Raw genomic sequence first — 13204 nt, 5'->3', positions numbered from 1 at the left:
GGATGGACCGCCGCGAACTGTTCACCCTCCTGCGCGGATCGGGTGTGGCCGAGAGCGAGCTGTGGATCGAGGGCGTGCACGAGCCCCGCATACCGCCCACCGAATTCCTGTTCCTGCGCAAGGGAACGCAGGGCTGGGACACCGGTGTCGCCGAACGCGGCGTGTGGCACGTCATCGCCACCTCGCCGGACGAGGACACGGCATGCGCCCGCCTACTACGCCTAGCCCAACCCTGACCGGAACCGAGTGAACGGACCGTTTGCTCGACTAGATGGGACGAACGGTCCGTTCACTCCAGAACTCGGCTTGCGCCGGGTGCGGGGAGCTGCGCTTCGGCGCGGAGCCCACCCCGGGTGCACGACGCTCAGGGGCGGTCGAGTGAACGGACCGTTCGTCCAGCTGAATTGGACGAGCGGTCCGTTCACTTCGGGACAGCAGCAGGCCGCCGCGCGTGCAGGGAACGCGCGGCGGTGATGCGGAGATGGTCGATAGCGTTCGGTGCGCAGACACCGGGCCCTGCGGTGTCGGCGCCGCAGGATTCGGCGCCTTGCCCGGAGTCGGTGGCGGGCTTGGCGCAGCAGGTCGGTACGGCAGGCAGCTTCGACGCAGGTGGTGGAGGGGGAGGGCGGTCAGCGGCGTTCGGGCCGGTGCGGAACGGCGGTCACCTGCGGACGTGGACGTTGTCGGGCGACCTGGTACGAGCGCCGGAGCTCGTCCAGGACGGCCACCGGGTTCGAGCGGATGTGCTTCGGGAGCGTGTGCACGACGACGACCCCCGCGGCGGTCATGAGCGTGTGGCGCCGCACCGTGTTCTCGTAGCCGGCCGGTCTCAAGTGGAAGTTGAGGGAGTCGATCTGCCAAGCGAGCCCGACCTCGTCGATCCAGCCGTCGGGGACGCCCAGCAGTTTCCCGTCGGGTCCGAGCAGCCGGACGTTCCACTGCATGCTGGGCAACCCTGCTTTCCGCGCCAACCGGTAGGCCCACGCCTCGGCGGGGGAGTGGACGTTGGCTTCCATTTCTTCGAGCACGACGCGGCAGCGGGCGATCCCCCGCCTCGATCCGGCTCGCACCTCGGCGGCGAGCGCCCCGGCCGTGACCATTCCGCGCTGCACGGCCTCGGCCAGCAGCGCACGAACCTGGTCCAGGGTCGGCAGTCGGCGTGCCGCGTCGAGTAGTGCCCGGACGAGAGGATCGACCCGGAATCCGTTTTGAGATGCCGGCACCGGCAAGCGGGTGGTCCGCTCGATTTCGACGAATCCTTTGCTGGCGCGTTTGCGAGATTCCGGGATGAGCATGTGCACTTCTTCCGTATCGGGGAACTGCGTCATCCCGTGCAGCCGGCACGCGGCGATACCGGTGATCATCGCTCCGGTTCCTGCGTACTGGATCGCGGCGTCCAGGTGCTGTTCACGGGTGGGGGTACCGGAGGACAGCATGATGATCCCGGGGAGCAGTCGTTTCCACGGGCCGCCGATCGACGCCCGGTGGTAGACCGTCGATCTCGGTACGCCGAGTTCATCGAGAGCGCGCGCCGTGATCACGCCGTAGGTGGCTGCGGTGGCCACCCCGTCCCAGTCGGCGATCGTTCTCCTCGGCATGACTCCACGATGACCGTTCGATTCACTTCGGCGCCACATCGATTTCAAGATCTGTGGATGAATCGACGACCTGTGGACAACTCCACGACTCGTGGCGGAGTGAACGGACCGTTCTTCCAGCTAGATCGAGCGAAGAGTCCGTTCACTTCATGGAGATGTGGCGTGTCCGTGCGCTGATGTGATGACTGGAATGGAGTCGCGGCCACGTCTTCTTGAGTGAACGGACCGTTCGTCCAGGTAGATCGGATGAACGGTCCGTTCACTCCAGCTGGGTGGGGGCGTGGCTCGGGTGCGGGCGATCACCTCCTGCCGAACCGCCCGCACCCACCCCGGGCGTACCGTGACCTGCGGAAGGGGTGAGGGATGCGAACGACGACATCACACCGGAAGCTGGCGGCCGTCTCCGCGCTGGCGGCGCTGGCGTTGACCGGGTGCGCCGGTTACCGGACCGACCCCGGAGTGCAGCACCACGCGCCGAGCGTGTCCAGGCAGGACGTCATCACCAAGATCGGGTTCGTGACGCAGGACGAGTGCTACACGCGTGCTGCTGAGCACGGCACCGTGCGCTGCGAGCGCTACTTGGCGCAGGTGCGCAACATCGCGCTCAGCGCCACCGACTCGATCGAGAACCCGCCGGAGATCACCGGCCCAGCGCACGCGTTGCAGCAGCGGGTGACCGAGCTGTCGGGACGAGGGTGCTTCCCGCCGCAGCCCGGCACCGAGCAGGACTGCACCCGCCTCCTCGTAGCCGTCGACTCGGCGCTGGACGACCTCCGCACCGCGCTCGTCGCCGCCCCTCCAGGGTGAGACAAGATCACTCTCCGTTGAGGAAATCCCTGGCATAGCGCACAAATCGGTGCTTTCCGCGACCGCTTCACCACACGCGGAGCGGCGGGTTGATACTGCGGTGGTGACGAGTTCGGTACGAGTGGGAGTGGACATCCGCCCGTTCCGCGCCTGGGTACTCGCGCCCGAGCGGCTGCGCGGTCTCGCCGACCGCCACGCCACGCCGTGGGATCGCGTGGACGTCGAGAACTCGGTGCGGTTGCTGGACGAGTGGAAGCGCCTCGAGGTCCTCGCCCGCGAGGAACGTCCCGCCATGTACGTCTACGAGCAGGTCGGCCCGCTGGGCGTGCAACGCGGCGTGATCTCCGCGGTGCACTTGGACAGCAGGCTGTTGCCGCACGAGGACATCGCTCCCGCGCACACCGATGCCATGGTCGAGCTGATGCGCGAGGGCCGGATGAGCATGCCGCCGATCCTGCTCGGATACGGCGGAACCGACCGCACTGCCGAACAGCTGGACGCCGCCACCCGGCAACGGCCGTTGACGGAATTGCGCACCCCGGACGGTCAGCAGCACCGGGTGTGGCGGCTCGGCGAACGGTCCACCTGCGGCGAGATCATCGATGCGCTGCACGAGCGGTCTGCGCTGATCGCGGACGGGCACCACCGCCACGTCGCCGCTCGCCGGTTCCGGCGCGAAGTGCACGCGGCCGGCTACGGGCGCGGTCCCTGGGACTACATCCCCGCGCTGCTCGTCGACACCAAGCGCAGTCCGCTGCGGTTGCGGCCGGTGCACCGGGTGTTGCCGCACGCCGATCCGTGGAAGGCGCTTGCCGCCGCGCAGCAGTGGTTCCAGATCACGGCGTTGAGCGGGCCGCTCGAGGAGTGGCTCGACGTGCTGCGGGCGCGGTCGTACCACGGTGCCGCGTTCATCGTCGCCACGTCGGACCGCGCCTTTCTGCTGGATCGCCCCAACGCCGAATTCCTGCAGGGGCCGTGTGCGCGGTTCCCGGAGTCGTTGCGCGCGATGCACATCTCGGTGCTGCAGGCGTACCTCGACGCGGTGGCGGAGTCACCGGTGCTCTACGAGCCGAGCGCGCCGCGGGCGTTGCACGCGGTGCGGGAACTCGGTGGCATCGCGGCGATCGCATTTCCGCCGAGCCGGATGGACCTGTCGGCGGCAGCGGCGACCGGTGTTCGCCTGCCGGTGAAGTCGACGGCGTTCGGCCCCGACCCGCATCCCGCCCTGGTGCTCCGCGCGTTGCCGAGCCCGCGGCGCCCGTGAACGAGCCCGTCGAAGACGCCGGCCCGCGTTCGAGCGAGTGAACGGACCGTTCGTCCCGATAGATCGGGCGAACGGTCCGTTCACTCGCCCCCGTCGCGGTGGAGCCTCGTCGGGCTCGTCCACCCGTCGTCGAACCGGGTTGAAGTGAACGGACCGTTCGCCCAATCAGATGGGACGAACGGTCCGTTCACTCCGATGCAGTTGGGGTGGTGGGGTGGAAGTTGCGGAGCCGCAAGCTGTTCGCCGCCACGAACGCCGAGGAGAAGCCCATCGCGGCGCCGGCGATCATCGGGTTGAGCAGGCCTGCCGCGGCCAGCGGGATGGCGGCGACGTTGTAGGCGAACGCCCAGAACAGGTTGCCCTTGATGGTGCGCAGCGTCGCGCGGGACAACCGGATGGCGTCGACGGCGGCGCGGAGGTCGCCGCGGACGAGGGTGAGGTCGGAGGCTTCGATGGCCACGTCGGTCCCGGTGCCCATCGCGAGCCCCAGGTCGGCCTGCGCGAGGGCGGCGGCGTCGTTGATGCCGTCGCCGACCATCGCGACGGCCCGTCCTTCGCCCTGCAGCCGGCTGATCACGGCGGCCTTGTCCTGCGGCAGCACTTCGGCGATGACCTCGTCGATGCCGACGTCGGCGGCGACGGCGACGGCCACGGCCCGGTTGTCGCCGGTGAGCAGCACGGGCCGCAGCCCGAGGTCGCGGAGGCCGCGGACGGCTTCGGCGGAGGTGGGTTTCACGGTGTCGGCGACGTCGAGCACGGCCCGCGCGGATCCGTCCCAGGCGAGGACGACGGCGGTGCGCCCTGCGCTCTCGGCGGCGGCCTTCGCGTCGCGCAGCGGAGCGGGCAGTTCGCCGGAGAAGATCCGGCCGATGCTGACGCGGTGCCCGTCGACGGTGGCCTGCACGCCGAGTCCTTCGACGTTGCCGAAGTCGGTGGCCGCGGGGAGTTCTCCGACGCGGTCGGCGGCACCGCGGGCGATGGCGCGGGCGATGGGGTGTTCGGAGCCGTGCTCGGCGGCTCCGGCGAGCCGCAGCGCTTGCTGTTCGTCGGTGCCATCGGCGAGGTGGATGCCGGAGAGCGCCATCTGCCCGGTGGTGACGGTGCCGGTCTTGTCGAGCACGACGGTGTCGATGCGCCGGGTCGATTCGAGCACTTCGGGGCCCTTGATGAGCACGCCGAGCTGGGCGCCGCGCCCGGTGCCGACGAGCAGCGCGGTCGGTGTGGCGAGTCCGAGCGCGCAGGGGCAGGCGATGATGAGCACGGCGACGGCGGCGGTGAACGCGGCGTCGGCGCCGCTGCCCGCGAGCAGCCAGCCGGCGAGGGTGGCGAGCGCGAGGCCGATCACGATCGGCACGAACACCGCGGAGATCCGGTCGGCGAGCCGCTGCACCGCGGCCTTGCCGGTCTGGGCTTGTTCGACGAGCCGCGCCATCTGGGCGAGCTGGGTGTCCGCGCCGACGCGGGTCGCGCGCACGACGAGCCGTCCGCCGGAGTTGACGGTGGCGCCGACGACGGTGTCGCCGGGCCCGACTTCGACGGGCACGGATTCGCCGGTGAGCATGGCGGTGTCGATGGCGGAGCCGCCTTCGTCGACGGTGCCGTCGGTGGCGATCTTCTCACCGGGCCGCACCACGAACAGGTCGCCGACGGCGAGGTCGTCGACGGGGATGCGCTGTTCGCGCCCGTCTCGGAGCACGGCGACGTCCTTCGCGCCGAGTTCGAGCAGGGCGCGCAGCGCTGCTCCGGCGTGCCGCTTGGAGCGCGCTTCGAAGTAGCGCCCGGCGAGGATGAACGTGGTGACCCCGGCCGCGACCTCCAGGTAGATGGATCCGTCGCCGCTGCCGCCGAGCTCGAAGCCGTGCGTCATGCCGGGCATTCCGGCGGTGCCGAACACCAGCGCGTACAGCGACCAGAGGAACGCGACGAGGGTGCCGAGGGACACGAGGGTGTCCATGGTGGTGGCGCCGTGGCGCAGGTTCGTCCACGCGGCCCGGTGGAACGGGGCGCCGCCGAGGACGACGACGGGCGCGGCGAGCACCAGCGACACCCACTGCCAGTAGGTGAACTGGAACGCGGGCACCATGGCCAGCACGATCACCGGTGCGGCGAGCACGGCCGAGGTGATCAGCCGGTCGCGCAGCGCGGTGGTCTCGGCGGCGTCGTCGGTCTCGTCCGGTTCGGGGACGGTGGCGGTGTACCCGGCGGCTTCGACCTGGTCGATGAGCCGTTGCCGGTCGAGTTCGGCCGGGTAGGTGACGGCGGCCTTCTCGGTGGCGTAGTTGACGGTGGCGGTGACCCCGTCGAGCTTGCGCAGTTTGCGCTCCACCCGGTTCGCGCACGACGCGCAGGTCATGCCGCCGATGCTCAGTTCGACGTGCCGTCCGGTTCCGGTCGGCGTTCCCGTGCTCATCGTGCGTTCTCCTGTTCCCCCTGGGGGTGCGGAAGCGGCGGGTGCGGCGGGTGCCGCGCCCGCCGCGGTGGTCACGCCGTCACCAGCTGGTAGCCGGCCTCCTCGACCGCGCCGCGGACCGCGCCGTCGGACAGCGGTTCGGCGCTGGTCACGGTCACCGCACCGGTGGCGAGGTCGACGGCGACGTCGGAGACGCCGGCGATCTCGCTGATCTCCTCGGTCACCGAGCTCACGCAGTGGCCGCAGGTCATCCCGGTGACGGTGTAGGTCGACTGGCTCATGTACGTCCCCTTCTCGTGGTTCGTGGTTCGTGGTGCTGGTCAGGACCGGACGAGCCGGGCGATCGCCGCGCCCGCCTCGGCGACCTTGGCGTCGGCCGCCTCGCCGCCTTCGGTGAGCGCTTCGGCCACGCAGTGCTTGAGGTGCTCGTCGAGCAGCCCCAGCGCGACGGACTGCAGCGCTTTGGTGGTGGCGCTGATCTGGGTGAGCACGTCGATGCAGTACTTGTCGTCCTCGATCATCTTGGCGAGGCCGCGGACCTGCCCTTCGATGCGGCGCAGCCGCTTGGCGTATTCGTCCTTGTCCTGGGTGTACCCGTGCATCGCCGTCCTCCCCGGTCCGGTGCCCACCGGTCCCTCACCAGCACAGGTATACCCCTGGGGGGTATGCGTGTCAATTGTGGGCGGTCGCGGTCGGGGAGAACGCGCAGTTCAGCGCGGGTGGTGCCGGAGCGTCGAGCGCGGCGCCGCCCGCCCGCAAGATCGAATTCACGCCACGGCCTCCCGTTCGGCGGCCCGTTCGGCGTAGGTTCCGGTCGTTCCGTCGGCCGATCGCCCCCGCAGGGGCGGGAGGAGCGCCCGTGCACCGAACGACCCGCATCACCGTGGCCCTGCTGTTCGCGGCCTGGACGGTCGACTACGTGGACCGGCTCATCATCAACGTGGCGCTGCCGTCGATCGGCGAGGAGTTCGGGCTGGGGCACGGGGAGCGCGGGTTGGTGGTGTCGGCGTTCTTCCTCACCTACGCGCTGATGCAGATCCCCGGCGGGCTGCTCGCGGACCGCTTCGGCGGGGTGCGGGTGGCGGCGGTCGCGCTGCTGCTGTGGTCGGTGTTCACCGGGTTGACCGCGCTGGCCTGGTCGTTCGCCTCGCTGGTAGTCGTGCGGCTGTGCTTCGGCGCCGCGCAGGGCCTGTTCCCCGGGGCATCGGTGAGCGCGTTGAGCGCGCGCAGCACCCCGCAGCAGCGGCTTACCGCGAACGGGTGGATGCAGAGCTCCAACGCGGTGGGCGCGCTGCTGGCGTCGGTGGTGGGCGCGGTGCTGCTGTCGCTGTGGGACTGGCGGGTCGGTTTCGCGGTGGTGGCCGTGCTGGGGCTGCTGGTGTTCGCGGCGGTGCTGCGGTGGATGCCGGAGCCGCTCGATCCGGAGCTCACCGGTCCCGCGCGGGCCCGCGGTGGCGTGGGGCGGTTGCTGCGGTCGCCGGTGCTGTGGGGGTTCGCGGCGATGTTCTTCGCCTACGACGTGGTGAGCTGGGGGATCGGCACCTGGACCACCTCGTACCTGGTGGAGGTGCACGGCCTGGCGATCGGCGAGGCGAGCCTGGCGCTGATCGGTCCGACGCTGCTGGGCGCGGCCGGGACGGTGCTGGGCGGGCGGTTGTCGGACCGGTTCGGCGGGCGGCCGCGGCTGCTGGTGGTGCCGAGCATGCTGGTGGTGGGGGTGCTGCTGTTCCTGCTGCCGCGGCTGCCGTCGGTGCCGCTGTTCGTGGGGTGCGTGACGGTGCTCGGCGGGGTGGCGGGGCTGGCGTACCTGCCGTGCTTCTCGGTGCCGCTGCGCAGCCTGCCCGCGGGGCTCACCGGCGCCGCGGGCGGCATGATCATGTTCGGGGGGCAGCTGGCCGGGGTGCTGAGCCCCGGCGTGTTCGGCTACATCGTGGAGCACGGCGGCTACACCACCGCGTTCACGGCGCTGCTGGTCGGGCCGGTGCTGGCGATCGCGGTGGTGCTGGTGGTGCCGCAGACCACCGAGCGGTTCCGGGCCCGCTTCGAACCGGAGCCGGAGCTCGCTACCGCTCGTTGACGTCTTCCAGGGGACGCCCGGTCGAGCGCGGGCCGAACAGGCCGATGTCCGCGCTCACCCCGATCATCGCGGCGGCGACCACCGCGAACAGCACCCCGGCTCCCTGCGCGTGCAGCAGCGGCACCAGCACGAACGGCATCGCGCCGGTGGTCAGCCGGGACAGCGAGTACGTCCAGGACGCGGCGGTGGCGCGGATGTGCGTCGGGAAGATCTCCGCCTGGTAGATGTGGAACGCGTTCGAGAACACGTTGCTCATCGCGGTGTAGAGGAACCCGAACGCCACGATCGGCAGCGTCGAGGCGGACAGCCCGAACGCGAGACCCAGCACCATCATGCCCAGCGCGGAGGTGATCACCAGGTGCTTGCGCTCCATCCGCTCCACGAACGGCAGCGACAGCGCCGCACCGGCCGGATAGCCGAGGTAGGTGACGGCGCTGAACAGCAGCGTGTCGGTGATCTCGTAGCCCTTCGCGGCCAGCACCAGCGGCACCATCGTGCCGAACCCGTAGTAGCCGACGGTCTGCAGCACCTGGAACACCGCCATCATCGCGGTGCGGCGGCCGTAGGGGGCGGTGACGAGGTCGCGGAGCCCGCCCGCCGGTCGCGGCGCGCCGCGCGCGGGTTCGGGTTCGGGGAGCTCGACCCCGGTGGCGCGGGCCTGCGCTTCGAGCTCGTCGACGAGGGCTTCGGCTTCGGCCTGCCTGCCGGTGGCGGCGAGCCAGCGCGGTGATTCGGGCAGCCCGCGCCGCAGCAGGAACACCACGACGGCGCCGAGCGCGCCGAGCGCGAACATCCAGCGCCAGCCCGCGATGCCCAGCGGTGCGGCGGGCACCAGCCAGTGCGCGAGGAAGCCTGCGGCGGGCACGCCGAGGAACGCCACGGTGTAGGCCCAGGCGATGTACCGGCCGCGGCGCTTCGCGGGCAGCAGGTCGCTGAGGTAGGCGTCCGCCAGCGGTGGTTCGGCGCCGATGCCGACGCCGGCGACGAACCGGGTGGCGGCCAGCATCCACGGCCCGGTGCTGAACGCGCCCAGCAGTGAGAAGAGCGAGTACACGGCGAGGCTGAGCAGGAACGCGCGGCGGCGCCCGATGCGGTCGGCGAGCCGGCCGAGCAGCAGCGTGCCGACGAACATGCCGAGGAACGTGGAGGCCAGCACGAGCGGCAGTTCGGCCTTGCTGAGCTGGAACTCCTGCACGAGCGCGGTGCTGAGCACCGGTGTCAGGAAGATCTCGTACATGTCGAAGAAGAGCCCCAGCCCGACGGCGGTGGTGGCCTTCCGGTGCATGCCGATCAGCGGGAGGCGATCCATCCGCCCCGCGATCGAGGGTCCTCCTGTGGTGGAACTCGACACCGCCCGCTCCTTCGCAGCCGATCAGGCACCGACGGTCCTGGACGATACGACGGCCCGGCGGCCAGGTGATCGGCCGTGCGGCGGTGGGCGGCTTCGGACGACCTGAGAGTGCTCCGCACCTGCGGCTTTGACATTTGTACCCGTAAGTACAATACTTGTACTGCAAGGTACAAAACACGAGGAGGCACGCATGACGACCCACCAGGTCGGCAAGGTCCGGATGTCCGAAGAAGGCGTCGCCCCCGCCGACGCCCGGCCCGACTTCACCTTCGACGAGGCCAAGGCCGACCTCCGCCGCAGGCAGAACCCGAAGGCCGACAAGTACAAGAACGCGAAGTTCCTCTCCGCCACCGTCCCCATCGACCGGGACGCCGCGAACCACGTCCTGCCCGCCGGGGTCAAGATGGACGAGAGCAGCACCGCCACCCTGTTCGTCGTCGACTACCCGTGGACCAACTTCAACAGCACCTACCGCGAAGCCGCGCTGTTCCTCAACGTCAAGCACGGCCCGTTCCGCGCCGCGCACTGCCCGTGGATCGTCGTCGACGACGACACCGCGCTCATCGGCGGCCGCGACACCCTCGGCTTCCCCAAGAAGATCGCCGAGATCGACTGGGCCGAGCACGACGACCGCATCGAGGCCGTCGTGCGCCGCCGCGGCGTCGACCTCATCCGCGTCACCGGCCGCTTCGGCGACGAGGTCGACTCGGTGCCGCCGATCTTCAACCAGCCGTTCCGCAACGTCATCGGGACCGTCGGGCTCTCCGTCCCCCGGCTCGTCACCTTCAGCACCGTCGACCACCCGCTGGAACAGCGCGCCGCCGACGTCGACCTCACCATCGGCGGCTCCTACACCGACCCGCTCGACACCCTCATCTCCGGGCCGCCGCTGAACGCGCACTACCGCCGCGTCAACATGAGGGTCGGCAAGATGCCGCTGCCGGTGGGACTGGTCTCGCCGACCTTCCTGCTGCGCATGCACCCGATGCGCGACAGCTGAGACGAACCGGGGAGGACGCGGCCATGACCGGCGCCAAAGGGGGACGCGCGCAGCACCTGCCGCTCGCCGTCCGCAAGGAACTCGTGCTCGACGCCGCACTGCGCGTGTCCGCGCGCGACGGAGACGCCGTGTCCATGGACGCCGTGGCCGCCGAAGCCGGCGTCGCCAAAACCGTGCTGTACCGGTGCTGGAACAACCGCGACACCATGCTCCAGGCCCTCGACGAACGGGAAAGCCGCCGCTTCACCGAACAGCTCGCCACCGCCCTCGACGCGGCCCGCGCCGAACCCGACCCGGCCACGGCGCTGCGCGACGTGCTCATCGCCTACTACACGGCGGTCCGCGACGCGCCCGAGAGCTATCGGCTGCTGTACGGAACCCAGGTGCGGGCCGACCGGGCGCGCGCCGTCCAAGGCTCCCGGGCACGGGCCGCCGAACGGCTCACGCCCGTGCTGCGCGACTGGCTCGGGGCCTCCGCCCCGCACGCCGAACGCCGTGCCGCGACGCTGGCCGCGCTCGCCGTCGGCGCGGCCGAATCCGGGGCCCGGCTGCTGCTGGACACCGATGCCGACTGGACGCCCGAGGAGCTCGCCGACTCGGTGAGCACCTTGTTCGCCGATGGGGTGCCCGGGTTCCAGGGGTAGTGGGGCTTGTTCGGGGGTGGTTCGGATGGGGCTTCGGTGTCCGGTCCGTGGGCCCGGGGGAGTGGCGGCGGTTCGTGCGGCCGGTCCTCCTCCGGCGGTGATCGCTTCCGGTGGTGATCGTCGTCAGCGCCGAACGCCTGTCCGCACACCCCACTGCCACGTGCCCCCCGAACCTGAGCGAACGACCGTTCGCCGAACAAGCCCGGCCGAGTCCGCGCACCCCACCGACCACCAACCCGATCCCACCCACTCCCGGAGTGAACGGACCGTTCGCCCAACAAGATCGGACCAACGGCCCGTTCACCTGCCCTCCACTCCCTCGAGCTGGAGTGAACGGACCGTTCGTCCAAGTAGATGGGACGAACGGTCCGCTCACTATCCGCTGGCGCCTCGTGGAAGCCGCCTGGCCCGCTGACCGTTCATGCGGGTCGCCCGACCTGCTGACCGTTCGTGCCGGACACCTGGTTCGTCGGCCGGGTGACCTTGCTGATCGTCCTGCTCACTGGTCGCCGGCCCTCGCTGCTCGCTCGGCTCGCAGCGCGCCGGACTCCGTTGATCGATCAGTCCGCTGATCACCTGACCCGCTGATCGCCTCGCCCGTTGATCACCCGATCCACCGATTCGCCCGATCCGCCGACCGCCCGCGTTCTCCCCGCCGAGCGACCACCGCTCGGGGGAGAGCGCACGGTTCCCCGTCTCGCCCCGGAAACGGGCGCACCGCGAAAGGACACTCCCATGTCAGCTGTCCTCGATCCGTCGATCCCCGCCACCATGCGCGCGGCCCGGTTCGACACCGCCACCGGCGAGCTCGCCGTCCGCGACGTGCCCGTCCCCCGACCGGGCCCCGGTGAGGTGCTCGTGCGTGTCGCCGCCTGCGGCATCTGCCAGTCCGACCTCAGCCAGCTCGACGGCCACATCCGGCCGCGGCTGCCGGAGATCACGCCCGGGCACGAGGCCGCCGGAGTCGTCGCCGCGCTCGGCGCCGGCGTGCGCAACCGGCTGGTCGGCGACCGGGTCGTCATCGCCGCGGGCAAGGAATGCGGTGAATGCCCCGAATGCCGCCACGGCGGTGGCACCGATCGGTGCGAAGACCTCCAGGTACTCGCGTTCCACTACGACGGCGCCTGGGCCGAATACGTGCTGACCTCCGCGGTCTCGCTCGTCGACGTCCCCGAATCGGTGCCGCTGGAGCATGCCGCCGTGCTCGCCGACGCGGTGTCCACCCCGTACGGCGCCATCGACACCGCGCAGCTGCGGGCCGCCGAATCCGTCGGGATCTGGGGGCTCGGCGGTGTCGGCACCCACCTCGTGCAGCTCGCCCGGATCTGCGGCGCTTCGCCGATCATCGCGCTCGACCCGCTGGAGTCCGCCCGCGAACGGGCGCTCGGGCTCGGCGCCGACTTCGCCCTCGACCCGGGGGAACCGGACGTCGCCGAGCGGATCGCCGAGATCACCGGTGGGCGCGGGCTGCGGGCCGCGTTCGACTGCGTGGGGCGCACCGCCACCTTCACCCAGGCCGACGCGGCGCTAGGGCACCGCGGCAGGCTCGTGCTCGTCGGGATCTCGCCCGACCGGCTCGCCGTCGGGCCGGAGATCCACTTCGTGCGCAACCGGCACACCGTCATCGGTCACACCGGTTATCGGATGCGCCACCTCGAAGACCTGGTGGAGCTGACCGACCGCGGCAGGCTCGACGTCTCCGGCTCGGTCAGCGCCGTGCTCCCGCTCGACGAGGTCGCCGAAGGAATCCGGCGGCTGCGGGAGCACGAGGGAAACCCGATCAGAATCCTCCTCCGCCCCTGATCTGAGTGAACGGACCGTTCGTCCCATCTAGCCGGACGAACGGTCCGTTCACTCCACGGTCCTGCTCGGCCGGAACCGGGACGGCGCGCGCAGCCCGCGCCGCCACCGTCCCGACTCCGAGGTCGAGTGAACGGACCGTTCGTCCGATCTGTTCGGGCAAACGGTCCGTTCACTCGAAATCGGATGTTCGTGTGCGATCGGTTCGGTGTGGGTGAGCGGACCGTTCGTCCAGCTAGATCGGACGAACGGT

General features: G+C 70.8%; 12 protein-coding genes. 7 read left to right on the top strand and 5 right to left on the bottom strand.

Annotation, left to right across the window (positions count from 1 at the left end):
* The first annotated feature begins 2 nt into the window (after positions 1-2).
* Positions 3-236 carry a hypothetical protein gene (locus ABZ805_RS09960; RefSeq protein ID WP_358437078.1) on the top strand — a complete coding sequence of 78 codons (234 nt, stop codon included), beginning with the start codon at positions 3-5 and terminating at the stop codon, positions 234-236.
* Between the two features lie 393 nt (positions 237-629).
* On the opposite strand, the gene ABZ805_RS09955 is transcribed toward ABZ805_RS09960, so the two are convergent.
* Positions 630-1565, bottom strand: a complete 936-nt coding sequence (locus tag ABZ805_RS09955) for a hypothetical protein (RefSeq protein WP_358437077.1) — start codon at positions 1563-1565, stop codon at positions 630-632.
* A 396-nt stretch (positions 1566-1961) separates the two neighbouring features.
* Between ABZ805_RS09955 and ABZ805_RS09950 the strand changes: the two genes are divergently transcribed.
* The gene (locus ABZ805_RS09950) at positions 1962-2405 is read left to right on the top strand and encodes a hypothetical protein (protein ID WP_358437076.1); all 444 of its coding nucleotides are present in this window, start codon (positions 1962-1964) and stop codon (positions 2403-2405) included.
* A 103-nt stretch (positions 2406-2508) separates the two neighbouring features.
* On the top strand, positions 2509-3669 hold the full coding sequence (locus ABZ805_RS09945; protein ID WP_358437073.1) for a DUF1015 family protein: 1161 nt from the start codon (positions 2509-2511) through the stop codon (positions 3667-3669).
* Between the two features lie 187 nt (positions 3670-3856).
* On the opposite strand, the gene ABZ805_RS09940 is transcribed toward ABZ805_RS09945, so the two are convergent.
* The 3 genes from ABZ805_RS09940 to ABZ805_RS09930 form a co-directional block, all read right to left on the bottom strand.
* Entirely contained in the window at positions 3857-6079 is a 2223-nt protein-coding gene (locus ABZ805_RS09940) for a heavy metal translocating P-type ATPase (protein ID WP_358437071.1), read from the bottom strand.
* A 71-nt stretch (positions 6080-6150) separates the two neighbouring features.
* The gene (locus ABZ805_RS09935) at positions 6151-6360 is read right to left on the bottom strand and encodes a heavy-metal-associated domain-containing protein (protein ID WP_358437068.1); all 210 of its coding nucleotides are present in this window, start codon (positions 6358-6360) and stop codon (positions 6151-6153) included.
* Positions 6361-6399: 39 nt separating this feature from the next.
* Complete coding sequence (locus ABZ805_RS09930; RefSeq protein ID WP_358437065.1) at positions 6400-6681, bottom strand: metal-sensitive transcriptional regulator; 282 nt, start codon at positions 6679-6681, stop codon at positions 6400-6402.
* 257 nt (positions 6682-6938) lie between these two features.
* On the opposite strand from ABZ805_RS09930, the gene ABZ805_RS09925 reads away from it, so the two are divergent.
* The gene (locus ABZ805_RS09925) at positions 6939-8156 is read left to right on the top strand and encodes an MFS transporter (RefSeq protein ID WP_358437062.1); all 1218 of its coding nucleotides are present in this window, start codon (positions 6939-6941) and stop codon (positions 8154-8156) included.
* On the opposite strand, the gene ABZ805_RS09920 is transcribed toward ABZ805_RS09925, so the two are convergent.
* Entirely contained in the window at positions 8143-9465 is a 1323-nt protein-coding gene (locus ABZ805_RS09920) for an MFS transporter (protein ID WP_358437120.1), read from the bottom strand. The two genes, ABZ805_RS09925 and ABZ805_RS09920, sit on opposite strands and share 14 nt — an antisense overlap.
* A gap of 232 nt (positions 9466-9697) precedes the next feature.
* Here ABZ805_RS09920 and ABZ805_RS09915 point away from each other — a divergent pair, with 232 nt between their 5' ends.
* From ABZ805_RS09915 to ABZ805_RS09905, 3 genes are all read left to right on the top strand, one after another.
* Entirely contained in the window at positions 9698-10507 is an 810-nt protein-coding gene (locus tag ABZ805_RS09915) for an acetoacetate decarboxylase family protein (protein WP_358437060.1), read from the top strand.
* 23 nt (positions 10508-10530) lie between these two features.
* A complete protein-coding gene (locus ABZ805_RS09910; RefSeq protein WP_358437057.1) occupies positions 10531-11151 on the top strand; it encodes a TetR/AcrR family transcriptional regulator in 621 nt (206 codons plus the stop codon).
* Between the two features lie 735 nt (positions 11152-11886).
* Entirely contained in the window at positions 11887-12954 is a 1068-nt protein-coding gene (locus ABZ805_RS09905) for a zinc-binding dehydrogenase (protein WP_358437055.1), read from the top strand.
* Positions 12955-13204 lie beyond the last annotated feature (250 nt).

Origin of the sequence: Saccharopolyspora sp. NPDC047091 (assembly GCF_040643635.1) — a bacterium.
Classification (GTDB): Bacteria; Actinomycetota; Actinomycetes; order Mycobacteriales; family Pseudonocardiaceae; genus Saccharopolyspora_C.
The sequence above is the reverse complement of the archived record's forward strand: the minus strand, read 5'-3'. Positions and strand labels throughout refer to the sequence as shown.

Coding starts and splice junctions, on each gene's coding strand:
- ABZ805_RS09960 (WP_358437078.1), top strand. CDS start 3: ATGGACCGCCGCGAACTGTTCACCCTCCTGCGCGGATCGGGTGTGGCC.
- ABZ805_RS09950 (WP_358437076.1), top strand. CDS start 1,962: ATGCGAACGACGACATCACACCGGAAGCTGGCGGCCGTCTCCGCGCTG.
- ABZ805_RS09940 (WP_358437071.1), bottom strand. CDS start 6,079: ATGAGCACGGGAACGCCGACCGGAACCGGACGGCACGTCGAACTGAGC.
- ABZ805_RS09935 (WP_358437068.1), bottom strand. CDS start 6,360: ATGAGCCAGTCGACCTACACCGTCACCGGGATGACCTGCGGCCACTGC.
- ABZ805_RS09930 (WP_358437065.1), bottom strand. CDS start 6,681: ATGCACGGGTACACCCAGGACAAGGACGAATACGCCAAGCGGCTGCGC.
- ABZ805_RS09920 (WP_358437120.1), bottom strand. CDS start 9,465: ATGGATCGCCTCCCGCTGATCGGCATGCACCGGAAGGCCACCACCGCC.
- ABZ805_RS09915 (WP_358437060.1), top strand. CDS start 9,698: ATGACGACCCACCAGGTCGGCAAGGTCCGGATGTCCGAAGAAGGCGTC.
- ABZ805_RS09910 (WP_358437057.1), top strand. CDS start 10,531: ATGACCGGCGCCAAAGGGGGACGCGCGCAGCACCTGCCGCTCGCCGTC.
- ABZ805_RS09905 (WP_358437055.1), top strand. CDS start 11,887: ATGTCAGCTGTCCTCGATCCGTCGATCCCCGCCACCATGCGCGCGGCC.